The organism is Streptomyces sp. NPDC020490, from assembly GCF_044335305.1.
Taxonomy (GTDB): Bacteria; Actinomycetota; Actinomycetes; order Streptomycetales; family Streptomycetaceae; genus Streptomyces.
This window is the reverse complement of sequence record NZ_JBIRUY010000024.1, coordinates 1-22,852: the sequence shown is the minus strand read 5'-3', so window position 1 is coordinate 22,852 and position 22,852 is coordinate 1. Positions and strand designations below refer to the sequence as shown.

Below are 22,852 nucleotides of genomic sequence, written 5' to 3'. Positions count from 1 at the left end.
ACTCGTCGTTAACCGGACGACAGGAGGCCCGAGACGCACGCACCGGCTGGGGGTAGGCAGGCGATGGGGGAGCTGCAGCACAGGCGGACGGTCGCGGCGGCCGGGCTCGTGGTCTGGGCGTGCGTGGGGGCGAGCGGCTGCGCGGGCACCGGCGCCGCCGCGGACGGCGCGGCCGCGGCCGACCCGGCCGCAGTCGTGCGGCGCTCCGCCGACACCCTGGTGGACGCGGGCAGTTCGAAGGCCCGTACGTCGATGGAGATGGCCACCGGCGGCACCCGCGTCACCATCCGCGGCGAGGGCGTGTACGACTTCCGCAGGCGGCTCGGCCGGCTGACGCTGCAGCTGCCGGCGGACCCGGCCGGCGCCACCCCGCACCGGCCGATCACCGAACTCCTCGCGCCCGGCGCGCTGTTCATGAAGAACCGGGGCGCCGGCGTGCCCGCCGACAAATGGGTACGGGTGGACACCGCGACGCTCTCCGACGGGAATCTGGTGACCGGCGGCGCCACCGACCCGTACGCCGCGGCGGCGCTGCTGCGCGGGACGCGCACGGCGGCGTACCTGGGCCGCACCGAGGTCGCCGGGATCGCGGTGCGGCACTACCGGGGCACCGCCGACCTCGCCGCAGCGGCGAAGGGCGCCCCGCGCGGGGTGCGCGCCGCGCTCGCGGCGGCCGCGAAGGGGTTCGCCACCGCCGAGGTGCCGTTCGACGTCTACCTCGACGACGAGGGCCGCGTCCGCAAGGTCCGGCACCGGTTCAGCTTCGTCAACGCGCAGCGGCGGGGCACCGTCGTGGTGTCCTCGACGACGCTGCTGTACGGCTTCGGGGCCCCGGCCGAGGTGCGTCTGCCGGAGTCCCGGGACATCTACGCCGGCAAGATCGCCGAGGAGCGGGGTCCCGCGTGAGGGCGCGCGAGGGACGTGAGAACTAGCCCGTCCGTGCCATGCGCGGTGTGTAGGCCGCTCCCTACTCTAGGAAGCCGGTGACGGCAGAGAAGAGGTGACGCACGTGGCTCCGGTCGGCGGTGGGGCGGTTCAGGACCACGTGGCCCTCGCCGAGATCGAGCTGTGCGGCGAGCTGATCATCGCGGCCTCCGCCACGGGCGAGGACCGGCTCAGCCTGGAGAGCATCGACGAGGTGCTGCGGGTCACCGAGGAGCGCGACGCCGCCTGCGGCGGGTGACGCGCGTCCCGGCCGGTCCGCTCAGGTGCGCAGCAGCCGGGTGATCGCCTTCGTCGCCTCCTCCACCTTCGCGTCGATCTCGTCACCGCCCCGCAGGGCCGCGTCCGCGACGCAGTGGCGCAGGTGCTCCTCCAGCAGTTGCAGGGCGAAGGACTGCAACGCCTTGGTGGAGGCGGAGACCTGGGTCAGTATGTCGATGCAGTAGACGTCCTCGTCGACCATCCGCTGCAGGCCGCGGATCTGCCCCTCGATGCGGCGCAGGCGCTTGAGGTGCTCGTCCTTCTGCTTGTGGTAACCGTGCGTGACCGGGTGCCCGCCGTCGCCGGAAGGCGCCGCCGCGCCGGCCTCAGTGGTCGTCATCGCGTCCTCCCGTTCGACGGATATACCCCTGGCGGGTATATGATACCGAATTTCGCGGGTAAGCGGGTCTTGGTCCGCCCCCTTGCTGATCACTATGTCCGATGGGCGACACTGGGGACGGCCCGTAGTCGTGGCCGGATGATGCACTTAGCATCAGCCTGACCGAAACCGATGCACCCCGAGGACCCCTTGTGCGCTTTCGTCTGACCCCCAGGGAGACGAGCTTCTACGACATGTTCGCCGCTTCCGCGGACAACATCGTCACGGGCTCGAAGCTCCTGATGGAACTGCTCGGGGCGGACACCTCCGCCCGGGCCGAGATCGCAGAGCGTATGCGGGCCGCGGAACACGCCGGTGACGACGCCACCCACGCGATCTTCCACCAGTTGAACTCCTCCTTCATCACGCCCTTCGACCGCGAGGACATCTACTCCCTCGCCTCCTCCCTCGACGACATCATGGACTTCATGGAGGAGGCCGTCGACCTGGTCGTCCTCTACAACATCGAGGAACTGCCGAAGGGCGTCGAGCAGCAGATCGAGGTGCTGGCGCGGGCGGCGGAGCTCACCGCCGAGGCCATGCCGAACCTGCGCACGATGGACAACCTGACCGAGTACTGGATCGAGGTCAACCGCCTCGAGAACCAGGCCGACCAGATTCACCGCAAGCTGCTGGCCCACCTCTTCAACGGCAAGTACGAGGCCATCGAGGTGCTGAAGCTCAAGCAGATCGTCGACGTGCTGGAAGAGGCCGCCGACGCGTTCGAGCACGTGGCGAACACGGTGGAGACCATCGCCGTCAAGGAGTCCTGAGCCCCTCATGGACACCCTCGCCCTGGTCGTGACCATCGCGGTCGCGCTCTTCTTCACGTACACCAACGGCTTCCACGACTCGGCGAACGCGATCGCGACGTCCGTGTCGACGCGGGCGCTGACCCCGCGGGCCGCCCTCGCCATGGCCGCGGTGATGAACCTGGCCGGCGCCTTCCTCGGCAGCGGGGTCGCCAAGACCGTCAGCGAGGGGCTGATCGCGACGCCCGAAGGCTCCAAGGGGATGGGCATCCTGTTCGCCGCGCTCGTCGGCGCGATCACCTGGAACCTGATCACCTGGTACTTCGGCCTGCCCTCCTCCTCGTCCCACGCGCTGTTCGGCGGCATGGTGGGCGCGGCGCTCGCGGGCAGCACGACCGTGCACTGGAACGGCGTCCTGGACAAGGTCGTCATCCCGATGTTCCTGTCCCCGGTGGTCGGCCTGGTCGTCGGCTACCTGGTCATGACGACGATCATGTGGATCTTCCGCCGGACCAACCCGCACAAGGCCAAGCGCGGCTTCCGCATAGCGCAGACCGTCTCGGCGGCCGGCATGGCGCTCGGTCACGGTCTGCAGGACGCGCAGAAGACCATGGGCGTCGTGGTGATGGCACTGGTCATTTCCGGCCACGAGACGTTCGGCGACCCGATCCCGGTGTGGGTGAAGATCGTCTGCGCCCTGATGCTGTCCCTGGGCACCTACGCGGGCGGCTGGCGCATCATGCGCACCCTGGGCCGGAAGATCATCGAACTGGACCCGCCGCAGGGCTTCGCCGCGGAGACCACCGGCGCGTCGATCATGTTCACCACCGCGTTCCTGTTCAAGGCCCCGATCTCGACGACCCACGTGATCACCTCGGCCATCATGGGCGTCGGCGCGACGAAGCGGGTGAACGCCGTGCGCTGGGGCGTCGCCAAGAACATCGTCATGGGCTGGTTCATCACCATGCCGGCGGCCGCGCTGGTGGCGGCGGGCGCCTTCGCACTCATCGACCTCGCCGTCCTGTGACCGGCACCGTCGCCCTCTTAGGCCGGCACCGCACCTACGACGCGGGCCCGCCCCCTGCCGGGGGCGGGCCCTTCATCGTCCTCACGGTGGCACCGCCATGCAGCACCGCGAGGCGTCTCGGTGGCGGCCTCGGTGGCGGCCTCCCGGGCCGGTCTAGCCGAAGCGGCCGGAGATGTAGTCCTCGGTCGCCTGGACGGACGGGTTGGAGAAGATGCGCTCGGTGTCGTCGATCTCGATGAGCCGGCCGGGCTGGCCGACGGCCGAGAGGTTGAAGAAGGCCGTACGGTCCGAGACCCGCGCCGCCTGCTGCATGTTGTGCGTCACGATGACGATCGTGAAGCGCTCCTTCAGCTCGCCGATCAGGTCCTCGATGGCGAGGGTGGAGATCGGGTCGAGGGCCGAGCAGGGCTCGTCCATCAGCAGCACCTTCGGCTCGACCGCGATCGCGCGGGCGATGCACAGCCGCTGCTGCTGACCGCCGGACAGGCCCGACCCGGGCTTGTTGAGGCGGTCCTTGACCTCGTTCCAGAGGTTGGCGCCCTTGAGCGACTTCTCGACGACGTCGTTCAGCTCGCTCTTCTTGTGGCTGCCGTTCAGGCGCAGGCCCGCGGCCACGTTGTCGAAGATCGACATCGTGGGGAACGGGTTCGGGCGCTGGAACACCATGCCGATCTCGCGGCGCACCGACACCGGGTCGACGCCGGCGCCGTACAGGTCCTCGTCGTCCAGCATCACCTTGCCCTCGACGCGGCCGCCGGCGGTGACCTCGTGCATCCGGTTGAGGGTGCGCAGGAACGTCGACTTGCCGCAGCCGGAGGGGCCGATGAAGGCCGTCACCGAACGCGGTTCGACCGTCATCGAGATGTCCTCGATCGCCTTGTGGGAGCCGTAGTAGGCGGTGAGCCCGCTCACGTCGATTCGTTTGGCCATGACTACTTCACTTCCATCAGTCTTCAGTCGCCGGTTGGCCGCGTCAGCGACCGGTCTTCGGGGCCTTCCAGCGGGCGATGCCGCGGGCCACCAGGTTGAGGATCATCACGAAGGCGATCAGCGTGAGCGAGGCCGCCCACGCCCTGTCGTACGCCGCCGTCGAACCCGAGCTGTTGGCGTACTGCTGGTAGATGTAGAGCGGCAGCGCCTGCTGCGCGCCCTCGAAGGGGTTCGTGTTGATGAACGAGTTGCCCCACACCAGCAGCAGCACCGGCGCGGTCTCGCCCGCGATACGGGCGATCGCCAGCATGACGCCGGTCGTGATGCCGCCGATCGAGGTCGGCAGGACCACCTTCAGGATGGTGCGCCACTTCGGGATGCCGAGCGCGAGGGACGCCTCGCGCAGCTCGTTCGGGACGAGCTTGAGCATCTCCTCGGTGGAGCGCACGACCACCGGCATCATCAGGATGGCCAGCGCCAGCGAGCCGGCGAAGCCGAACGGCTGCATGTCGAAGATCAGCATGAGGCTGAGGATGAACAGACCGGCGACGATCGACGGGATGCCGGTCATCACGTCGACGAAGAAGGTGACGGCGCGGGCGAGGTTGCCGCGCCCGTACTCGACCAGGTAGATCGCGGTGAGGATGCCGATCGGCGCGGCCATCAGGGTGGCGAGGCCGACCTGCTCCAGGCTGCCGACGATGGCGTGGTAGATGCCGCCGCCGGGCTCGGCGTCGGTGACGACGCCCATGGAGTGGGTCAGGAAGTAGACGTCGAGGACCTTCACACCGCGGGAGAGGGTCGTCCACACCAGGGAGACCAGCGGTATCACGGCGAGCAGGAAGGCCACCCAGACCAGGGCGGTCGCGATGCGGTCCTTGGCCTGGCGGCGGCCCTCGACGCGGGCGGCGATGCCGTACGTGCCGAGGACGAAGAGGATCGCGGCGATCAGGGCCCACTGGATGCTGCTGTGCAGTCCGGCGGCGGCGCTGATGCCGATGCCGACGGCGGCCGACCCGGCGGCGACCGCCCACGGGAACCACTTCGGCAGGTGGGCGCCGCGCAGGGTGCTGGGGCGCTTGTCGGCGATGGCGGCGTGGCTCATGCGTTGGCCCCCGAGTACTCCTTGCGGCGGGCGATGATCATGCGGGCCGCGCCGTTGACCAGCAGGGTGATGACGAACAGGACCAGACCGGAGGCGATGAGCGCGTCCCGGCCCTGCTCCGTCGCCTCACCGAACTTGGAGGCGATGTTCTGGGCGAAGGTGCCGCCGCCCGGGTTGAGCAGGCTGCCGTGGATCAGGAAGTCCGGGGAGAGCACGGTGGCGACGGCCATCGTCTCGCCGAGCGCGCGGCCGAGGCCGAGCATCGAGGCGGAGATCACACCGGAGCGGCCGAACGGCAGCACGGCCATGCGGACCACCTCCCAGCGCGTGGCGCCGAGGGCGAGGGCCGCCTCCTCGTGCATCTGCGGGACCTGGCGGAAGACCTCGCGGCTCACGTTGGTGATGATCGGCAGGATCATGATCGCGAGCAGGATGCCCACGGTGAGCATCGAGCGGGGGGCACCGCCGTCCCAGGAGAAGATCCCGGTCCAGCCGAAGAAGTCGTTCAGCCAGCCGAAGAGGCCGTTCATGTGCGGGACGAGGATCAGCGCGCCCCACAGGCCGTAGACGATGGACGGCACGGCGGCGAGCAGGTCGATCACATAGGCGATCGGGCCGCGCAGCCGGCGCGGGGCGTAGTGCGTGAGGAACAGCGCGATGGCGACCGCGATCGGCACGGCGAGCGCCATCGCGATGACCGAGGAGACCACCGTGCCGAACGCCAGCACGGCGATGCCGAACTTCGGCGGGATCAGGTTGGTGTTCCACTCGAAGGTGGTGAGGAAGTTGCCCTCGTCCTTGCTGATCGCGAGGGTGGCCCGGTAGGTGAGGAAGACCGCGATCGCGGCCATGATCACCAGCAGCAGGATGCCCGACCCACGGGACAGACCGAGGAAGATCCGGTCGCCGGGCCGGGTGGCGCCGCGGGCCGCGCGCTTGTGCTCAGCGTCGGCCGGCGGGGATACGGAAGGAGGAGCCTGGGTGTTCTGTGTGGTTATGTCCATCGGGTTCTCCGGTCTGCGGACCCGCACGCGATGTGCGGCTCTGCGGAGCCGTACTCGGTGTGCGGCTCCTGGCGGCGGTGCACCGGACGGTGCGGTCCGGCCCGGGTGACCGGGCCGGACCGCACTCGGATCAGCTCAGGCCCTCGATGGTGGTGCGGACCTTGGTGATGATGTCGGCGGGGATGGGGGCGTACTTGAGGTCGGTCAGCATGCCCTGGCCGTCCTCGGAGGCGATGTAGCGCAGGAAGGACTTGACGTTCGGCAGAGCGTCGGCCTTGGTGCCCTTGTCGCAGACGATCTCGTAGGTGACCAGGGTGATCGGGTAGGCGCCCTCGGCCTTGGTCGCGTAGTTCAGCTGCAGCGAGAGGTCCTTGCCGGTGCCGACGACCTTGGCGTCCGCGATCGCCTTGGTGGCGCTGTCGCTGCTGGGCGCGACCGGGGCGCTGGCGCCGGTGTCGATGCTGACGGCCTTGACGCCGTCACCGACGTAGGACAGCTCGAAGTAGCCGATGGCGCCGTTGGTCTGCTTGACCTGCTGGGCCACGCCGGAGGACTGCGCGGCGGACTGGCCGCCCTTGGCCTGCCAGGCCTTGCCGCCCTCGTACTTCCAGTTGTCCGGAGCGGCGGCGATCAGGTACTTGGTGAAGTTGTCCGTGGTGCCGGACTCGTCCGAGCGGTGGAACGCCTGGATCTTGAGGTCGGGAAGCTTCGCGTCGGGGTTCAGCTTCTTGATCGCCGCGTCGTTCCACTTGGTGATCTTGCTGTCGAAGATCTTGGCGAGGGTCGGGGCGTCCAGCACCAGGTTGTCCACGCCGGACAGGTTGTAGCCGACCGCGATCGGGCCGCCGACCATCGGCAGGTCGATGCCCTGGCCGCCGGAGCAGACCTTCTTGGAGGCGGCGACCTCTTCGGGCTTCAGCGCGGAGTCGGAACCGGCCCAGGCGATCTGACCCTGCGTGAAGGCGGTGACGCCGGCGCCGGAGCCGCCCGCCTTGTAGTTGATCTGCACGCCACACGCCTGCGAGAAGTTCTTCACCCAGGCGTCGATCGCGTTCTTCTGCGCAGAGGAGCCGTCGGACAGCAGCTGCCCCTTGGCGTCGTCGCACTTGATCGAGGAGGCGCCCGCGGTCGAGGAGGCGCTCTTGCCGCCGTCCTTGCCGCCACCGGTGTCGTCCGAGCCGCACGCCGTGAGGGCCAGGGCGCCGGAGACGGCGAGAGCACCGAGAGCGAGGGCCCGCCGGTTCATGCGCTGAAGCTTCACTTGAGGGAGTTCCTTCCAGGAGCCGCCGACCTGAACCCGGCGGCGTGCGAAGACTGGGTGATGCGGACGCGTCCTGCGACGGACGCCCCGCATCGCGTAAGGCCGAAATTAGGCAGATCAGGTGAAGGCGCCTATGGCCGTAAATGAACGCAAGGTGAACCCCTGCAGACGGTGTGGTTAGGTCACGGAACGCTTACGAGGAGGGCACACACAGATTCCGGTGACGGCGGACCGGGGACCGCGCGCCCGCACGCACGTGCGACTGTCTCGTACGGATCGCCGACCCGTCCCGTACGGATCACCGACCCGACTCGCCGACCCGTCCCGTACGGATCGCCGACCGCGTCTCGAACGGATCGCCGACCGCTGGAACCCGGGGAGCCGATGGGCCGTCTCGTTCCAGGAGAGCCGACAGGAGGCGCTACATGGAACGGCGTACGTTCATATCGGGCGGCGCGGCCGCGCTCGCGGCGGTCGCGACGGCCGGGTGCAGCGGCGGCGGCCCCTCGGACGCCTCGACCCGCACCGTCTCGGCGTCCTCCTCCGGCCTGCCGGTGCCGGCCGGCCACGCCCCGGCCACCGCCGCGAGCTGGTCGGCCCTCGCCCGTGACCTGGACGGCCTGCTGGTCCGGCCGGGAGAGGCGCGGTGGACCACCGCGCACCAGCTGTACAACACCCGCTTCGACGGCCTGAAGCCCGCCGCGGTGGCCTACGTCGCGCACGCCGACGACATCCGCACGACACTGGCGTACGCCCGCTCGCACGGCGTCCGCGTCGCGATCCGCAACGGCGGCCACTCCTACGCGGGCTGGTCCTCCGGCAACGGCAGGCTGATCGTCGACGTCTCGAAGCTCAGCGGCGTACGGGCGAGCGGCGGCGAGGCGGTCGTCGGCGCCGGCGCCAAGCTGATCGACGTCTACCGGGCGCTCGCCGCGAAGGGCGCGACCATACCCGCCGGGTCGTGCCCCACCGTGGGCGTCTCCGGCCTGGTGCTCGGCGGCGGCCACGGCGTGGTCTCCCGCGCCTACGGACTGACCTGCGACAGCCTCACCGGGGCCACGCTGATCACGGCGGACGGCAGGCAGCTGACCGCCGACGCCCAGGAGAACAAGGACCTCTTCTGGGCCCTGCGCGGCGCGGGCAACGGCAACTTCGGCGTGGTGACGGAGCTGCGCTTCCGCACCCACCCGGCCCCGCAGGCCGTGACGGGCTATCTGACCTGGCCGTGGGCGAAGGCGGCCGCGGTGGTCGCGGCCTGGCAGGAGTGGGGCCCGGGCCAACCGGACGAGATCTGGTCCTCCCTGCACCTGGCGAACTCCCCGGGCGGCACCCCGGCCGTCTCCGTCGCCGCCTTCTCCCTCGGCACCTACGGCGAACTGCAGAACGCGGTGGACCGCCTCGCCGACCGGGTGGGCGGCCCGGCGTCGGGTGTCTCCCTGCACCGCCGGGGCTACGAGGAGTCCATGGAGCTGTACGCCGGCTGCTCCTCCTTCTCCACCCAGGCCCAGTGCCACCTGCCCGGCCCGACGCCGGGCCGCGACCCGCGGGGCGCGCTGAAGAGGGAGACGTACGCGGCGCGTTCCGACTTCTTCGACCGCTCGCTCTCCTCCGCGGGCGTGCGCACCCTGCTCGCGCAGCTGACCTCGGTGCGCGGCGGTTCCGGCAGCATCGCCCTGACGGCACTGGGCGGCGCGGTCAACCGCGTCTCGCCCACGGCGACCGCCTTCGTCCACCGCCGCTCCCGGATGCTGGCCCAGTACATCGCGTCCTGGCCGGCGAGCGGCTCGGGCACGACGGCGCGTGCCTGGCTGGCGTCGGCCCACGACGCGATGAAGCCGTACGCGTCCGGAGCGGCGTACCAGAACTACACCGACCCGGCGCTGACGAACTGGCGCCAGGCGTACTACGGGGACGCGGTCACGCGCCTGACCCAGCTGAAGAAGCAGTACGACCCGAACCGCTTCTTCACCTACCCGCAGGCGCTGTAGTCAACTGGGCCGGCGCTGCGGGGGCCCGCCTGTCGGCAGCGCTACACGGGCCCGCCCGCAGACGGCCGTGCCGGTCGTGCCGGCCGCGGCGGTCGTGCCGGCCGTGGAGGTCGTGCCGGCCGTGGAGGTCGTGCCGGCCGTGGAGGTCGTGCCGGCCGTGGAGGTCGTGCCGGCCGTGGCGGTCGTGCCGGCCGTGGAGGATCGCGGAGGCCGTGGAGGATCGCGGAGGCCGTACCGGTCGCTACGCGGCCAGGTCCCGTTCCTCGGAGCCCACGGCTCCCTCGCGGGTCCCGGCGAGCACCGCGTCCCGGCCCATGCGGGAGCCGCCCCGGGCCCGGATCAGCAGCCCGGCGCGCGGCGACCGCTCCACCGCCTTCATCAACGGCGTCAGCAGGGCCATCGCCAGCGGCAGCAGCAGCAGGGCCACCGCCGTGCCGAGCGCGAACCCGCCCACGACGTCCGTCGGGTAGTGCACGCCCATGTAGACCCGGCAGAACCCTTCCAGCAGCGCCAGCCCTATCCCGACGAGCCCGAACTTCCGGTTGGCGACGAAGAGTCCGACGCCCATGGCCATGGTGATCGTCGCGTGGTCGCTGACGAAGGAGTAGTCGGTCTTGCCGGAGACCAGGACGTCCAGCCCCTGGTGCTGCAGGAAGGGCCGGGGCCGCTCGACGAAGCCCCTTATCGGCACGTTCACCAGGACCGCGATCCCGGCCGCCAGCGGCGCCCACACCAGTGCGGCCACGGACGACGCCGCGTCCTCGGCGCCCCGCCGGCGCACCGACCACCAGCACCACAGCACCAGGAGCACCATGGCGAGCAGCAGCCCGTACTCCCCGACGTACTCCATGAGGCGGTCGAACCAGTGCGGGGCGTCCTTGGCCAGCCCGTTGATGTCGTAGAGCAGCTCGACGTCGGGGTTCGACCCGGATTCGGCGAGTCCAGCCATGGTGCTGCGGCCCCTTCGTCGTCTCTCCCGGCGCGCCCTTGCGCACGCCGCTCCTGCCACCCCCGTGGTCCGGCTACGCCAACAGGAACGCACGGCCCCCGTCGATACGTTCCACCCTCCACCGAATGATCACGCAGACGTTATCGAAGAGAGACTCATCGCCGCAGCTCAGGGGGTGGGTTCACGCTCGGTTCACACCGTGGTGGGCAGCGCTTTCGCGCCATCCTCGGTGACCCGGGTGGCCCCGAAGTAGTCCGGGGTGTCGATGGGATCGAACCGGATCACCGCGCCCGTGCGCGGGGCGTCGATCATATATCCGCCGCCCACATAGATTCCCACGTGCCGGATGGCGCGGGAGTCGGTGAGGTCGTCCGAGAAGAACACCAGGTCCCCCGGCAGCAGTTCGTCACGCGCGGGGTGCGGCCCGGCGTTGTACTGGTCGTTGGCGACCCGCGGCAGGGTGACGCCGACGCTCGCGTACGCCGCCTGCGTCAGCCCCGAGCAGTCAAAACGCCCGCCGTCGGCGGCAGTTCCCTCGCCGCCCCACAGGTAGGGCGTGCCGAGCTTCTTCTGCGCGAAGGCGATGGCCCCGGCCGCCTGCTCGGACGGATCGACCCGGCTGACGGGCGCGGCGAAGCTCTCCTCGAGCGTCGTGATGGTCTTGACGTAGTTCCGGGTCTCCGCGTACGGCGGCACGCCCCCGTACTTGATCACCGCGTAGGCGCCGGCGTTGTACGAGGCCAGCATGTTTTCGGTCAGGTTCCCGGGTACGTCCTTCACGTACGAGGCGAGTTTGCAGTCGTACGACGCCGCCGACGGGATCGCGTCCTCCGGGTCCCACACGTCCCGCTTGCCGTCGCCGTTGCCGTCGATGCCGTGCGTGGCCCAGGTCCCGGGGATGAACTGCGCTATCCCCTCCGCCGCGGCGGCGCTCCTGGCGTTGGGGTTGAAGCCGCTCTCCTGGTAGAGCTGGGCGGCGAGCAGGGCGGGGTTGATGGCGGGGCACAGGTTGCCCCACTTCTGCACGATGTCCCGGTAGGCCGCGGGCACGGCCCCCTTGGCGAGGGCCTTGGTGCCGCCGCCGACGCCGCCCGTCAGGTTGCCGGCGACGACGTACACCCCGACGACGAGCAGCATCACGAAGGACAGCGCGGAGCCGACCGCAACGGTCGCCACGATCCATGCCTTACGCACCGTCAACCGCCCCTCACCGTCCGGGAGTCCGTCGCCCACGTCAGTGTAGGGGCGGGTCCGGCGATCCGGGGTGATCACGGGGAAGGAGAAACCGCGGGCCGACGATGGCCCCCTGAGGGCTCGGGAGAACTCTGGAGGGGCCTATGGAGGGGCTCGGGAGGGGCAGGGGCTCGGGAGGGCTCTGGATGGCTCTGAAAGGCCCCCGTAAGACCCTCAAAGCCCTCCGGACGCCTCCCGGTACAGCTCGGCGGCCTCCGTGCCGAGCACCGCGCTGTAGGAGACGTCGGCGGTCGACCCGCCCCGCTCGTGGCCGCCGAGGACGCCGACGACCCGGTCGTCGCCGTCCACCCACGGGCTGCCGCTGGTGCCGCCGGTGAGGTCGGGGCACTCGATGCGCTGCTGGGTGCTGCCGTACGGGGTAGGCCGCTGGGTGCAGCCGACGGGGACCTCGCGGGCGTTGGGATAACCGGTGACGGTCACAGGGGTGGCCCCGGTCGCCGTCCCGGTGGTGAACCGGTTCCCGCCGACGACGTCCTCGACGCCCCGGCCCCCCTGGTCCTCCAGGACGGCGAAGCCGACGTCGCTGTCCTCGTCACTCCGTTCGCTCCACCCCTCGGGCACGAACCGCTCGCGTATGCGCCAGACCCCGTAGGGGGCCGCGCCGTCCCGGTAGCCGGGCACGAAGGTCAGGTCGCCGCCCCCGCCCAGACAGTGCGCGGCGGTGACTATGAGGTCGCGGTGCGGGCTGCGCACGACGGAGGCGGTGCAGAAGTGCCCGTCGGCGCCGAACAGGGCCCCGACCCGCGCGCTGCTCGCCGTGGCGGGCACCACCGCGGTGACGCCGAGGGGCCCGGGGCCGTCGTCGGCGGCGGCGAGGGAGGCGGAGGTGAGAGCCGGCACGAGCAGCATGACGGCCAGGCACACGGGGCCGGCCGTACGGGAGGCGCGCTTACGCTCCGGCGACACGGTCATGGCGGCTGCCTCTCGTCCCTCCATCTCACCGGCTGTCCGAAACCACCTGCACGAACGGCGTCGCCGGGACACCCGGCGCCCCCTCCACGGTACCGGCGCCCGCCCTCGCCCGCCTCTCCTCACGCCGGGCCACCCGGCCGGCACCCGGCTCACAGGGGCTTCCCATCCCTGGAGGCCGCGGGCACCGACCCCTGACGGAAGCCGCCCTCCCGCGGTCCCGGCAGCCCCTCCTCCACATGACCGCACCCCCGCCTCCTCCCCCCGCCCCCATGACGATCCACGCCGCCTCCGCCCCGCGGACCCCCTGTGGGCCACCTGTGCGTCCGGTCAAGCCGCGGCCATCGAGCCGCCATCACCCCGTCATCGCCGGGTAAGCCCGCGACTCCTTCAGTAATGCGGACGTCAGGATTCCACAACCGGTCTTGTTGTCGCGTACTCAACAAGTCAGGGTTCTCGGCGGGCCGCCGCCCGCCGTCGGGGACCCCGTACCGACGGCCTCGCACCCGCACCGCCCCTGTTCACTCCGACCCGGAACACCAGGAGGCTGCACGATGCGTTCCACTCCCCCCAACAGAAGGCCCGCGCACAGCGGTTGGCGCCGTCTGAGCACGGCCGCGGTGGCCACGGCCGCCCTGCTGCTCACCGGCTTCGGCGCCGCCGCCCAGGCCGACGCAGCCCCGACGGCCACCCCGTCGAAGGCGACCTGGACCGCGACGCCCTGTTCCACCCCCCGGCACCAGGGCGAACTGGCCTGCGACTCCTTCCGCGTCACCGGCGGCCTGACGGCCTACCAGAAGCAGCAGGCGAAGCGGACCGGCCTCACCCCCAAGGCCGCCGACGCCTCCACCCCGTCCGGCTACGGCCCGAGCGACCTGCAGTCCGCCTACGGCCTGACCTCCGCCGCCGCCTCCAACGGCTCCGGCGAGACCATCGCCATCGTCGACGCCTACGACGACCCGAACGCCGAGGCCGACCTCGCGAAGTACCGGTCCTACTACGGCCTGTCCGCCTGCACCACCGCCAACGGCTGCTTCAAGAAGGTCAGCCAGACCGGCTCGACGACCTCCCTGCCCTCCGCGGACTCCGGCTGGGCCGAGGAGATCTCCCTCGACCTCGACATGGCGTCCGCCGTCTGCCCGAACTGCAACATCCTGCTCGTCGAGGCCACCTCCGCCACCATGGCCAACCTGGGCACCGCCGTGAACCGCGCGGTCACCCTCGGCGCGAAGTACGTCTCCAACAGCTACGGCGGCTCGGAGTCCTCCTCCGACAGCTCCTACGACTCCGCCTACTTCAACCACCCCGGCGTCGCCATCACCGTCAGCGCCGGCGACAGCGGCTACGGCGCCGAATACCCGGCCGCCTCGAAGTACGTGACCTCCGTCGGCGGCACCGCCCTGTCCACGTCGTCCTCCAGCCGCGGCTGGACGGAGACGGTCTGGAAGACGTCCAGCTCCGAGGGGACCGGCTCCGGCTGCTCCTCCTACGACGCCAAGCCCAGCTGGCAGACCGACACCGGCTGCACCAGGCGCACGATCTCGGACGTGGCGGCGGTCGCCGACCCGGCCACCGGCGTCTCGGTCTACGACTCCTACGGCATCACCGCCGGCTGGTACACCTTCGGCGGCACGAGCGCCTCGGCGCCCATCATCGCCGGCGTCTACGCCCTGGCCGGAACGCCGTCCAGCAGCAGCTACCCGGCTTCCTTCCCCTACGCCAAGGCCGGCACCTCCGCGCTGAACGACGTCACCAGCGGCAACAACGGCAGCTGCTCCACCGCCTACCTGTGCACGGCCCGGTCGGGGTACGACGGCCCGACCGGCTGGGGCACCCCCGAGGGCGTGTCCGCCTTCACCGGCTGACCGCCCCCGTACGAAGGGGCCCCGGCACAACGCCGGGGCCCCTTTCGCGTGAGACCATCGTTCCGGACATCTCACCCGACCAGCCGTCAGAAACCCCACCTGGCCATAAGGAAGGTCAACGACGGAACCACACGAAGGTTCCGCCCAGGCCTCATTGCCCGGCGTGACCGGTCGTGATACACAGAGTGACCGGACCATGCTTTTCGTACGAAACCCGCAAAGCAATGACGCCAAGTCGACATGCGGCGGCGACATTGTCAGCGACAATGGGCCTGACCTCTGCACACCCGCAGGGGACTGCGGAACTACCCACCAGGGGCGGTGACTTACATGCTCTTTGCGGCCGACAAGGGAGACATCAACACCATCATCGGCGGGATCGCTCCGGACTGGGGCCCCTTCGGCAGCCTGGGCAACGAGGCCAAGGTGATGATCGAGGTGGTCATGGCGGTCGCCATCCTGCTCTGCCTCGGGATCGCCGTATGGGGCGCCGCCAAGCAGCGCATCGGCGCCACCGCCCTGCGCGACACCTTCAGCGCGGAACAGGGCAAGGGCCTCATCATCGCGGGCCTGACAGGCGTCTTCATCATCGGCTCGCTCGGCACGCTGTTCACCATCGTGTACGGCATGGCCGTCTGACGGCCCGCCCGTTCCTCCGGTCCCGTCCGGGCACGCCCGGTCCACCTGCACCCCCACCCACCCGTCGTGCCCACCGGCTGAGGTTGCGTCTCCCTGATGTCGAGTCACCACACCGCGCCCGCGCGGCAACCAGCACGGCTACCGTCGTACTCCGACGTGTTTCTGCACGACTTCGCGCACGACGTCGAGGGGGCGTACGCGGCATGAGTCTCGGAGACGAGCACGAGGCCTCCGGCGGTTACGGCGGCACGGGCCAGACCCGTACCCGGCTGCCCGGAGGCGGCGGCGACGTGTACGGGGGCGCCCGGCGCGGCGGCCGGTCGTCACGGAGCCTGGTCACGGTGGTCGGGGTGGTGGTCCTGCTGATCGCCGCGATCGCCTTCGCGAACCGTGGAGGCGACGATTCCTCATCGGACGGCGGAGCCGAGGACAAGCCGGAGGCGGCGGCAACGGCAGCCACCGGCACGAAGCCGGTCCAGTCCAAGACCTCGGACATCCCCACAGGCTTCGCCCACGACCAACAGGGCGCCCAGAGCGCGGCGGCGAACTACGCGGTGGCACTGGGATCAACCGGCATGTTCACGAAAGACAGCCGGCACACCATCGTGGACACCATCTACACCTCCGCCGCAGCGTCCAAGCTGCTGACCGCCATGGACTCGGCATATTCCACGGACTTCCTCAGCAAGCTGGGCCTCGACGCGGACGGCAACGCCCCGAAAGGCAGCACGTTCGTCTCCCGCACCATCCCCGTGGGAACCAAGGTCACGCGCTACAGCGACAGCGATGCCCAAGTCGCGGTCTGGTACATGGGCCTCATCGGCATGTCGGGCCAATCATCGACCGACCCGGTGAGTTCCACATGGAAGACGTGGACCTTCGACCTGCAATGGGTCGACGGCGACTGGAAGATCGCCACGGACACGCAGAAAGACGGCCCAGCACCGGTCCCCGGCGACGACAGGGCCGCCAGTTCGGACGAGATCAGCAAGGCCATCGAGGAGTACGGAGGGTTCACATATGCCCGGTAACCCGCGTCGCGTACTCAAGATCTCAGGGGTGGTGGCCGTTGTACAGGCCAGTGCTGTCCTGCTGGCTACCCGGGCTGTCGCTGCGCCCACTCCTAAGCCGACCCAGAGCAACGATCCCTGCGACCTGCTGATCGGCCCCGCCAAGAAGTACTGCGAACGAGGCAGCGGCGACAAAGGCTCCACCGGCACCACCACCCCCAGCCTCACCTCCACCCTCGACCCCCTCTCCTCCCTCGGCAAGGGCTGTGCCGACGCCGCCTCCTGGACCATCGACAAGCTCAGCGGGGCCGTGAAGGACACCGCGAACGTCGACTTCACCAACGCCAAGTTCCTGCAGCAGTACGCCGTCGTCTTCGCCGCGTCGACGATCCTGACGCTGCTGCTGTGGCTGTTGGCCGTGGCCAAGCGGGCGGTCCGCGGCGTGCCGCTCACCACCGCCATCTCGGAGGCGATCGGCTTCCTCTGGCTGACCGTGCTGGCGTCGGCGTTCACACCGCTGATCCTCTACACCGTCGTCTCCGCGACCGACGGCGTCACCGACGTGCTGGCGAAGACCACCGGTGATCAGACCGACACGTTCTTCGGCACGTTCTCCGGCGCCCTGGACAAGGGCGACGACATCGGCGGCGGCCCGATCATGCTGATCGTCGTGTCACTGGTCAGCATCCTCGCCGCGGGCGTCCTGTGGCTGGAGCTGGTCATCCGGGCCGCCCTCCTCTACGTCGGCGCCCTCCTCGGCACCGTCGTCTACGCCGGCCTGGTCGACAAGAACCTGTGGGGCCACGTCCGCCGCTGGGCGGGCATCATGATCGCCGTCATCCTGGTCAAGCCGGTCATCGTGATAGTGCTGGGGCTGGCCGGCGCGCTGTCCACCGACGACGGCCCCGACTCCTTCTCCGCCGTCGTCTCCGGCCTCGCGATCATCCTGCTGGCCATCTTCGCCAGCGCGATGATCTACCGCTTCGTCCCGGGCTTCGGGGACGAGATCGCCGGCTCCCGCAACAACCGCATCATGCAGGGCGCCGAGGGCAAGGCCGCCGCGGTCATCAGCTCCCCGGCGACGCTCGTCGCCCAGGGCATCAAGACGCACAGCACCCGCGCCAACGACGGCGGAGGCGGCGGCCAGTCCGCCTCCGGCGGCGCACGCCCGGCCAACCCGGCCAGCGGCGGAGTCGCCGCGCACAGCTCCCGCACCCCGACCGGTGGCGGCGGATCTGTCCCCTCCGCCGCACCCGCGCCCCGCTCCAGCAGCAGCGCGGTGAACACCCCGCACGCCAGCAGCACCCGCAACAGCAGTACCAACCGCACGGGAGGTGAAGGGCGTTGACGACCGAGTCCCACCTGTCCCATCCGGTCACGCCCCGCCGTACGTATCTCATCGGCCGCGCCCGGCCGAACGCGATCGTCGGCCGCAACCGCGAGTCGGGCGAGATCGCGCTGATCATCGTCGGCGCTTTCCTCGGCATGATGTGCGGGCTCCTCGTCCCGGTCCTGCCCCTGCGCATCGTGCTGCTGACGGGCTTCCCGCTGCTCGCGCTGGCCGCGGTCTACGTGCCGTACAAGCACCGCACGTTCTACAAGTGGTTCGAGATCAACCGCAGTTACAAGCGGACCCTGCGGCAGGGCACCACCTACCGCTCCGGCGCCGTGGAGGCCGGCACCCGCATCGACGGCCGCGAGGTCGAGATCGGCCCGCCGCCCGGCATCGGCCGCATCAGCTGGCTGGCCGCCCCCTTCGGCCCCGACGAGATCGCCGTGCTCCTGCACGCCGACCGCCGCACGGTCACCGCGGCCATCGAGATCGAGGGCCCGGGCGTCGGCCTGCGCGACTCCGAGGACCAGGAAGCCCTCGTCGACCGCTTCGGCACCCTCCTCAAGCACGTCGCCAACGGCGACGGCTTCGTCACCCGCCTGCAGATGCTCGCCCGCACCCTCCCCGCCGACCCCGACGCCCACGCCAAGGACGTCGCCGTGCGCGGCGACGACAGGGCGCCGGCCTGGTTGCAGCAGTCGTACGACCAGCTGCAGTCGATGGTGTCGACCAGCAGCGAGCAGCACCGCGCCTACCTGGTCGCCTGCATGCACTACACCCGCGAACTCGCCGCCGAGGCGCAGGCGATGGCGCGGGCGGCACGGCCGCACGGCGGACGCAAGCTCGACCGGGACGCCGGACTGGCCATCGTCATGGCCCGCGAGCTCACCGACATCTGCTCGCGCCTGCAGGAGGCCGACATCCGGGTGCGCCAGCCGCTCGGCCAGAGCCGCCTGGCCTCCCTGATCCACTCCATGTACGACCCGGACCACCCGATCGACCACATCCAGGCGATGACCAAGCGCAACGCCTGGCCGGCCGAGCTGGACGCCATGGAGCCCACCTACCTCCAGGCCAAGACCCGCGAGTCCTCCACCCGCGCCCCCTGGTGCCACGCCACCGCCTGGGTGAAGGAGTGGCCCATGACCCCGGTCGGCGTCAACTTCCTCGCGCCGCTGCTGGTGCACACCCCGGACGTCATCCGGACGGTCGCCGTCACGATGGATCTCGAGCCCACCGAGGTGGCCATCGAACGCATGCTGACCGAGAAGACCAACGACGAGGCCGAGGCGTCCCGTGCCGCCAAGATGAACCGGACCGTGGACCCGCGCGACGTGGCCGCCCACACCCGCCTGGACCAGCGCGGCGAGGACCTCGCCAGCGGCGCGGCCGGCGTCAACCTCGTCGGCTACATCACCGTCTCCTCCCGCTCCCCCGAGGCCCTGGCCCGCGACAAGCGGACCATCCGGGCCTCGGCCGGAAAGTCGTACCTGAAGCTGGAGTGGTGCGACCGCGAGCACCACCGCGCCTTCGTGAACACGCTCCCGTTCGCCACCGGCATTCGAAGGTAGGGGCTGCTGAAGATGCGGGATCCGCTGTCCGTCCTCACCGACGCCTTCACGGCCTTCCTCTTCGGGAAGGTCGAGACGACCCGCCTGCCGGTACGCACCTCCACGGGCCAGGCCCAGGCGGTCTACCTGCCGACCGCCGCGCCCGGCCTCGGCGACTCCGGCGTGATCATCGGCCGCGAGGTGTACTCCGGCAAGGGCTACATCTACGACCCCTTCCAGCTGTACGGCCAGCAGCTCCCGGCCCCGCACTGGCTCGTCCTCGGCGAGTCCGGCAACGGCAAGTCGGCGCTGGAGAAGACCTACGTCCTGCGCCAGCTGCGGTTCCGCGACCGCCAGGTCGTCGTCCTCGACGCCCAGGGCGAGGACGGGGTCGGCGAGTGGAACCTCATCGCCGAGGAGCTGGGGATAACCCCCATCCGGCTCGACCCGACGGCCGCCCTGGACATGGGCATCCGGCTCAACCCCCTGGACCCGGCGATCACGACGACCGGGCAGCTGGCGCTGCTGCGCACCATCATCGAGGTCGCGATGGGCCACGGCCTCGACGAGCGCTCCGGCTTCGCGCTGAAGGTCGCGCACGCCTACGTCAACGAGTCGATCACCGACCGCCAGCCCGTCCTGACGGACATCGTCGAGCAGCTGCGGCACCCCGAACCGGAGTCCGCCGAGGCGATGAACGTCGACATAGACGACGTACGGGCATGGGGCCTGGACGTGGCGCTGGTCCTCGACCGCCTCGTCGACGGCGACCTGCGGGGCATGTTCGACGGGCCGACGACGGTCGGCATCGACCTCGACGCCCCGCTGATCGTCTTCGACCTGTCCCACATCGACCGCAACTCCATCGCCATGCCGATCCTCATGGCGATCGTCGGCGTGTGGCTGGAGCACACCTGGATCCGCCCCGACCGGAAGAAGCGCATCTTCCTGGTCGAGGAGGCCTGGCACATCATCAACAGCCCCTTCGTGGCACAGCTGTTCCAGCGGCTGCTGAAGTTCGGCCGCCGCCTGGGCCTGTCCTTCGTGGCGGTCGTCCACCACCTGTCCGACGTCGTCGACGGAGCGGCCGCGAAGGAAGCGGCCGCGATCCTGAAGATGGCGTCGACCAGGACGATCTACGCGCAGAAGGCGGACGAGGCACGGGCGACCGGCCGGGTGCTCGGCCTGCCCCGCTGGGCGGTGGAGATCATCCCCACCCTCACCCCAGGCATCGCCGTGTGGGACGTCAACGGCAACGTCCAGGTCGTCAAACACCTGATCACCGAGACCGAACGCCCGCTGGTGTTCACCGACCGCGCGATGACCGAGTCGTCGAGCGACCACCTGGCGGACGACGCCCTGCACGCCGTCGAACTGGAGGCGGAGGAGCGGGCGGCGGCCTTCGTGGAACATCACCTCGACGGCTCGTCCGAGTCCACGGTGGCGTGAGGAGAGGCAGTGGTGAGACCCGAAGAGGGCCGGCGGGACGGTCAGGGAGGCATCCCGGACGGACTGCTGATCGGCCTGCTCGCCTTCCTCCTCGGCATGACCCTGCTGGTGTGGACCGCCACCGGGCTCGCCGGTCTGCTGGCGAACGGCGCCTGGCCGGACGGCGTCCGCTTCACCCGCACCCCCCTCGCCATGCGTCACCTCATCGGTGCGCCGCACGACATGCCCGGCGCCTGGCCGGACACCCCGGTCGGGCAACTCTCCGGGTACGGGCTCTTCTGGGGCCTGTTCATCGGCCAGTTGATGGTGCTGTTCGTGCTGACCGTGTTCACGATGGGCACGCTGGCCCGCTGGCGGGCCGGCCGCCTGAAGCGGCGCGCACAGCGCACGGCGGCGCCCGGGAGGGCCACGACGGCCGCCCAGCGGCCCCCGGAGGCCCAGGAGGAGCCCACGGGGCCGTACGACGGCACCCAGCCGCCGCGCCACGAGGTCCCCACACCCCGTACGGCCCCGGCCCCGGCCCCCGCTGAACTCCTCCACCCGGCGACCCCCGCGACCGTGCCCGCCACGCCGCTGCCCGCCACGCCCCTGTTCGGCGGCGAAGGCACCGGCGGATGGGACAGGGCCGTCGTGGCGACGAGGGAGGCCCGCCGGGCGACCGCGGCGCAGGCGGTACGCGACGCGGAGGGCCCCGCCCTCGTGGTCACCTCCAACCCCGCGGTCTGGTCGGACACCAAGGACGCCCGCGCCAAACTGGGCCCTGTCCACCTCTACGACCCCGCCCACCGCTGCGACACCCCGGCCCGCCTCCACTGGTCCCCCACGGCGGGCTGCGAGGACAAGCAGACGGCCGCGGCACGGGCGGCGGCGATGCTGGCCCCGGTCCGTCCCACGGCCAAGCTCGACCAGGCCGTGGCGGCCACCGCGGAGACCCTTCTGCGCAGCTACGTCCACGCCGCCGCCGTCGACGGCCGCACCATCCGCCACGTCCACCGCTGGTCCCAGGGCACCCAGATCCAGGACGCGGTCCGCATCCTCCGCACGAACCCGAAGGCGGCCCCCGGCTCCGCCGGCGAACTCGAGGCGGCGCTCACCGCGCACCCCGAACGACGCGACATGGCCCAGGAACTGACCAGCCGTGCCCTGTCGTCCCTCTTCACCGTCAACATCCGCGAGGCGTGCACTCCCAACCGAGCGGATGCCCTCGCCTTGGATTCCTTCGTCCACGAAGGGGGCACGCTCTATGTCGTGGGGGAATCCGTCGAGGACCCCAGGACCAACCCAGGCGCGATGCCGCTCCTGACGGCCCTCGTCTCCAGCGTGGTCGAGGGCGGCCGGCGCATGGCCGAACGGTCATCCTCCGGTCGCCTCGACCCACCACTGACGCTCGTCCTCGACGACGTCGCCGCGGTGGCCCCGCTTCCCCAGCTCCCGGACCTCCTGTCCACCGGAGCCGACGCCGGCCTGCCCACCCTGGCCCTGCTCCGCTCCCGCGAACAGGGCCGCAGCCGCTGGCCGCACGACGAACTCCCGGTGTGACCCTTCGCTAGCGCTCCAGGACGAACTCGAACTCCGACTCGCCGGGCGCCTTCCCCAGCGGCACGACCCGCCCGCTCGGCTTGAACCCGACCTTGCCGTAGAACCGCTGGGCTCGTGTGTTGTCCTCGTGCACGATCAGCCGCACCCGTTCGACGCCGGCGTGCCACGCCCACTCCAGCGCGTCCTCGAACAGCACCTCGGTCAGCCCGATCCCCCGGTATTCCGGCAGCACGTACACCCCGACGATGTGTCCCTGCCTCCGCTCCACGGGGAACCCGGCCCAGTCCGTCGTGCCCGGCTCCTCGACCAGCACCGTCAGCGTGCCGACCCAGTCGCCGTCCGGCCCCTGGGCGATGATCTGCTGCGCCCCGGTCGCGTCGTGTGCGGCGCCGGCGGCCCGCTCCTGCCAGTAGGAGTCCGGCCTGGCCAGAGCTTCCTCGTACGTCTCCAGGAAGGCCAGGTGCGCGACCGGGTCCTGGAGCGCGGTCAGCCGCAGCGCCTTGGCCTCCGGCCACTCGTCGGACCGTATGGAGCGGATCAGACAGTTCATACGGATCACTGTAACCAGGAACGCAAAAAGGCCCACGCCATATTTGGCGTGGGCCTTTTTCAAGAATTGTTCGGCGGCGTCCTACTCTCCCACAGGGTCCCCCCTGCAGTACCATCGGCGCTGTAAGGCTTAGCTTCCGGGTTCGGAATGTAACCG

Annotated in this window: 21 protein-coding genes and 1 rRNA gene; 12 read left to right on the top strand and 10 right to left on the bottom strand. The window is 70.6% G+C overall.

From position 1 onward, the window contains the following. Positions 1 to 63: 63 nt before the first annotated feature. Entirely contained in the window at positions 64 to 906 is an 843-nt protein-coding gene (locus tag ACH4ZX_RS23980; RefSeq protein WP_398276207.1) for a hypothetical protein, read from the top strand. A 94-nt stretch (positions 907 to 1,000) separates the two neighbouring features. Beyond that, entirely contained in the window at positions 1,001 to 1,183 is a 183-nt protein-coding gene (locus ACH4ZX_RS23975; protein WP_324784450.1) for a hypothetical protein, read from the top strand. Between the two features lie 21 nt (positions 1,184 to 1,204). On the opposite strand, the gene ACH4ZX_RS23970 is transcribed toward ACH4ZX_RS23975, so the two are convergent. After that, positions 1,205 to 1,543: a metal-sensitive transcriptional regulator gene (locus ACH4ZX_RS23970; protein ID WP_360753762.1), complete on the bottom strand. Its 339-nt coding sequence runs from the start codon at positions 1,541 to 1,543 to the stop codon at positions 1,205 to 1,207. Between the two features lie 191 nt (positions 1,544 to 1,734). Between ACH4ZX_RS23970 and ACH4ZX_RS23965 the strand changes: the two genes are divergently transcribed. Together ACH4ZX_RS23965 and ACH4ZX_RS23960 are read left to right on the top strand one after the other, a co-directional pair. Next, positions 1,735 to 2,355, top strand: a complete 621-nt coding sequence (locus ACH4ZX_RS23965) for a DUF47 family protein (RefSeq protein WP_324784452.1) — start codon at positions 1,735 to 1,737, stop codon at positions 2,353 to 2,355. A gap of 7 nt (positions 2,356 to 2,362) precedes the next feature. After that, a complete protein-coding gene (locus ACH4ZX_RS23960; protein WP_398276202.1) occupies positions 2,363 to 3,361 on the top strand; it encodes an anion permease in 999 nt (332 codons plus the stop codon). 153 nt (positions 3,362 to 3,514) lie between these two features. Here ACH4ZX_RS23960 and pstB read toward each other — a convergent pair whose 3' ends face one another. The 4 genes from pstB to pstS form a co-directional block, all read right to left on the bottom strand. Further along, positions 3,515 to 4,291 (bottom strand): phosphate ABC transporter ATP-binding protein PstB, encoded by a 777-nt coding sequence (gene pstB / locus ACH4ZX_RS23955; protein ID WP_398276199.1) that lies wholly within the window; start codon positions 4,289 to 4,291, stop codon positions 3,515 to 3,517. A 43-nt stretch (positions 4,292 to 4,334) separates the two neighbouring features. Continuing rightward, positions 4,335 to 5,396 carry a phosphate ABC transporter permease PstA gene (pstA, locus tag ACH4ZX_RS23950; RefSeq protein WP_398276196.1) on the bottom strand — a complete coding sequence of 354 codons (1,062 nt, stop codon included), beginning with the start codon at positions 5,394 to 5,396 and terminating at the stop codon, positions 4,335 to 4,337. Next, the gene (gene pstC, locus ACH4ZX_RS23945) at positions 5,393 to 6,400 is read right to left on the bottom strand and encodes a phosphate ABC transporter permease subunit PstC (protein ID WP_398276193.1); all 1,008 of its coding nucleotides are present in this window, start codon (positions 6,398 to 6,400) and stop codon (positions 5,393 to 5,395) included. The genes pstA and pstC overlap by 4 nt, the downstream gene beginning before the upstream one ends. Before the next feature lie 130 nt (positions 6,401 to 6,530). Continuing rightward, complete coding sequence (gene pstS / locus ACH4ZX_RS23940; RefSeq protein WP_360753776.1) at positions 6,531 to 7,661, bottom strand: phosphate ABC transporter substrate-binding protein PstS; 1,131 nt, start codon at positions 7,659 to 7,661, stop codon at positions 6,531 to 6,533. A 425-nt stretch (positions 7,662 to 8,086) separates the two neighbouring features. Here pstS and ACH4ZX_RS23935 point away from each other — a divergent pair, with 425 nt between their 5' ends. Then, on the top strand, positions 8,087 to 9,649 hold the full coding sequence (locus ACH4ZX_RS23935; RefSeq protein WP_398276190.1) for an FAD-binding oxidoreductase: 1,563 nt from the start codon (positions 8,087 to 8,089) through the stop codon (positions 9,647 to 9,649). A 241-nt stretch (positions 9,650 to 9,890) separates the two neighbouring features. On the opposite strand, the gene ACH4ZX_RS23930 is transcribed toward ACH4ZX_RS23935, so the two are convergent. From ACH4ZX_RS23930 to ACH4ZX_RS23920, 3 genes are all read right to left on the bottom strand, one after another. After that, positions 9,891 to 10,598: a phosphatase PAP2 family protein gene (locus ACH4ZX_RS23930; protein ID WP_398276187.1), complete on the bottom strand. Its 708-nt coding sequence runs from the start codon at positions 10,596 to 10,598 to the stop codon at positions 9,891 to 9,893. Positions 10,599 to 10,790: 192 nt separating this feature from the next. After that, positions 10,791 to 11,735, bottom strand: coding sequence for an NlpC/P60 family protein (locus ACH4ZX_RS23925; protein ID WP_398276509.1), 945 nt, complete (start codon positions 11,733 to 11,735; stop codon positions 10,791 to 10,793). A gap of 270 nt (positions 11,736 to 12,005) precedes the next feature. Further along, positions 12,006 to 12,764 (bottom strand): trypsin-like serine peptidase, encoded by a 759-nt coding sequence (locus ACH4ZX_RS23920; protein WP_398276184.1) that lies wholly within the window; start codon positions 12,762 to 12,764, stop codon positions 12,006 to 12,008. A gap of 551 nt (positions 12,765 to 13,315) precedes the next feature. On the opposite strand from ACH4ZX_RS23920, the gene ACH4ZX_RS23915 reads away from it, so the two are divergent. The 7 genes from ACH4ZX_RS23915 to ACH4ZX_RS23885 all read left to right on the top strand — a co-directional run bounded on the left by ACH4ZX_RS23915 (position 13,316) and on the right by ACH4ZX_RS23885 (position 22,146). After that, positions 13,316 to 14,626, top strand: a complete 1,311-nt coding sequence (locus ACH4ZX_RS23915) for a peptidase S8 (RefSeq protein WP_398276181.1) — start codon at positions 13,316 to 13,318, stop codon at positions 14,624 to 14,626. Between the two features lie 330 nt (positions 14,627 to 14,956). Further along, positions 14,957 to 15,265 carry a hypothetical protein gene (locus ACH4ZX_RS23910; RefSeq protein ID WP_014673544.1) on the top strand — a complete coding sequence of 103 codons (309 nt, stop codon included), beginning with the start codon at positions 14,957 to 14,959 and terminating at the stop codon, positions 15,263 to 15,265. Positions 15,266 to 15,468: 203 nt separating this feature from the next. Further along, complete coding sequence (locus ACH4ZX_RS23905; protein WP_398276178.1) at positions 15,469 to 16,296, top strand: hypothetical protein; 828 nt, start codon at positions 15,469 to 15,471, stop codon at positions 16,294 to 16,296. Further along, positions 16,286 to 17,623 (top strand): hypothetical protein, encoded by a 1,338-nt coding sequence (locus ACH4ZX_RS23900; RefSeq protein WP_398276175.1) that lies wholly within the window; start codon positions 16,286 to 16,288, stop codon positions 17,621 to 17,623. The genes ACH4ZX_RS23905 and ACH4ZX_RS23900 overlap by 11 nt, the downstream gene beginning before the upstream one ends. Beyond that, positions 17,620 to 19,179, top strand: a complete 1,560-nt coding sequence (locus tag ACH4ZX_RS23895; protein ID WP_398276172.1) for an SCO6880 family protein — start codon at positions 17,620 to 17,622, stop codon at positions 19,177 to 19,179. Before ACH4ZX_RS23900 ends, ACH4ZX_RS23895 begins: the two co-directional genes overlap by 4 nt. A 12-nt stretch (positions 19,180 to 19,191) precedes the next feature. Beyond that, positions 19,192 to 20,607 carry an ATP-binding protein gene (locus ACH4ZX_RS23890; protein ID WP_398276169.1) on the top strand — a complete coding sequence of 472 codons (1,416 nt, stop codon included), beginning with the start codon at positions 19,192 to 19,194 and terminating at the stop codon, positions 20,605 to 20,607. Positions 20,608 to 20,619: 12 nt separating this feature from the next. Next, positions 20,620 to 22,146: a TraM recognition domain-containing protein gene (locus tag ACH4ZX_RS23885; RefSeq protein ID WP_398276506.1), complete on the top strand. Its 1,527-nt coding sequence runs from the start codon at positions 20,620 to 20,622 to the stop codon at positions 22,144 to 22,146. A 7-nt stretch (positions 22,147 to 22,153) separates the two neighbouring features. On the opposite strand, the gene ACH4ZX_RS23880 is transcribed toward ACH4ZX_RS23885, so the two are convergent. Both ACH4ZX_RS23880 and rrf read right to left on the bottom strand, forming a co-directional pair. After that, positions 22,154 to 22,696 (bottom strand): GNAT family N-acetyltransferase, encoded by a 543-nt coding sequence (locus ACH4ZX_RS23880; protein WP_398276166.1) that lies wholly within the window; start codon positions 22,694 to 22,696, stop codon positions 22,154 to 22,156. A 68-nt stretch (positions 22,697 to 22,764) separates the two neighbouring features. Continuing rightward, positions 22,765 to 22,852 (bottom strand): 5S ribosomal RNA (gene rrf, locus ACH4ZX_RS23875); the annotation flags it as partial.

Coding starts and splice junctions, on each gene's coding strand:
- ACH4ZX_RS23980 (WP_398276207.1), top strand. CDS start 64: ATGGGGGAGCTGCAGCACAGGCGGACGGTCGCGGCGGCCGGGCTCGTG.
- ACH4ZX_RS23970 (WP_360753762.1), bottom strand. CDS start 1,543: ATGACGACCACTGAGGCCGGCGCGGCGGCGCCTTCCGGCGACGGCGGG.
- ACH4ZX_RS23960 (WP_398276202.1), top strand. CDS start 2,363: ATGGACACCCTCGCCCTGGTCGTGACCATCGCGGTCGCGCTCTTCTTC.
- pstB (WP_398276199.1), bottom strand. CDS start 4,291: ATGGCCAAACGAATCGACGTGAGCGGGCTCACCGCCTACTACGGCTCC.
- pstA (WP_398276196.1), bottom strand. CDS start 5,396: ATGAGCCACGCCGCCATCGCCGACAAGCGCCCCAGCACCCTGCGCGGC.
- pstC (WP_398276193.1), bottom strand. CDS start 6,400: ATGGACATAACCACACAGAACACCCAGGCTCCTCCTTCCGTATCCCCG.
- ACH4ZX_RS23935 (WP_398276190.1), top strand. CDS start 8,087: ATGGAACGGCGTACGTTCATATCGGGCGGCGCGGCCGCGCTCGCGGCG.
- ACH4ZX_RS23930 (WP_398276187.1), bottom strand. CDS start 10,598: ATGGCTGGACTCGCCGAATCCGGGTCGAACCCCGACGTCGAGCTGCTC.
- ACH4ZX_RS23925 (WP_398276509.1), bottom strand. CDS start 11,735: ATGCTGCTCGTCGTCGGGGTGTACGTCGTCGCCGGCAACCTGACGGGC.
- ACH4ZX_RS23920 (WP_398276184.1), bottom strand. CDS start 12,764: ATGACCGTGTCGCCGGAGCGTAAGCGCGCCTCCCGTACGGCCGGCCCC.
- ACH4ZX_RS23915 (WP_398276181.1), top strand. CDS start 13,316: ATGCGTTCCACTCCCCCCAACAGAAGGCCCGCGCACAGCGGTTGGCGC.
- ACH4ZX_RS23910 (WP_014673544.1), top strand. CDS start 14,957: ATGCTCTTTGCGGCCGACAAGGGAGACATCAACACCATCATCGGCGGG.
- ACH4ZX_RS23905 (WP_398276178.1), top strand. CDS start 15,469: ATGAGTCTCGGAGACGAGCACGAGGCCTCCGGCGGTTACGGCGGCACG.
- ACH4ZX_RS23900 (WP_398276175.1), top strand. CDS start 16,286: ATGCCCGGTAACCCGCGTCGCGTACTCAAGATCTCAGGGGTGGTGGCC.
- ACH4ZX_RS23890 (WP_398276169.1), top strand. CDS start 19,192: ATGCGGGATCCGCTGTCCGTCCTCACCGACGCCTTCACGGCCTTCCTC.
- ACH4ZX_RS23880 (WP_398276166.1), bottom strand. CDS start 22,696: ATGAACTGTCTGATCCGCTCCATACGGTCCGACGAGTGGCCGGAGGCC.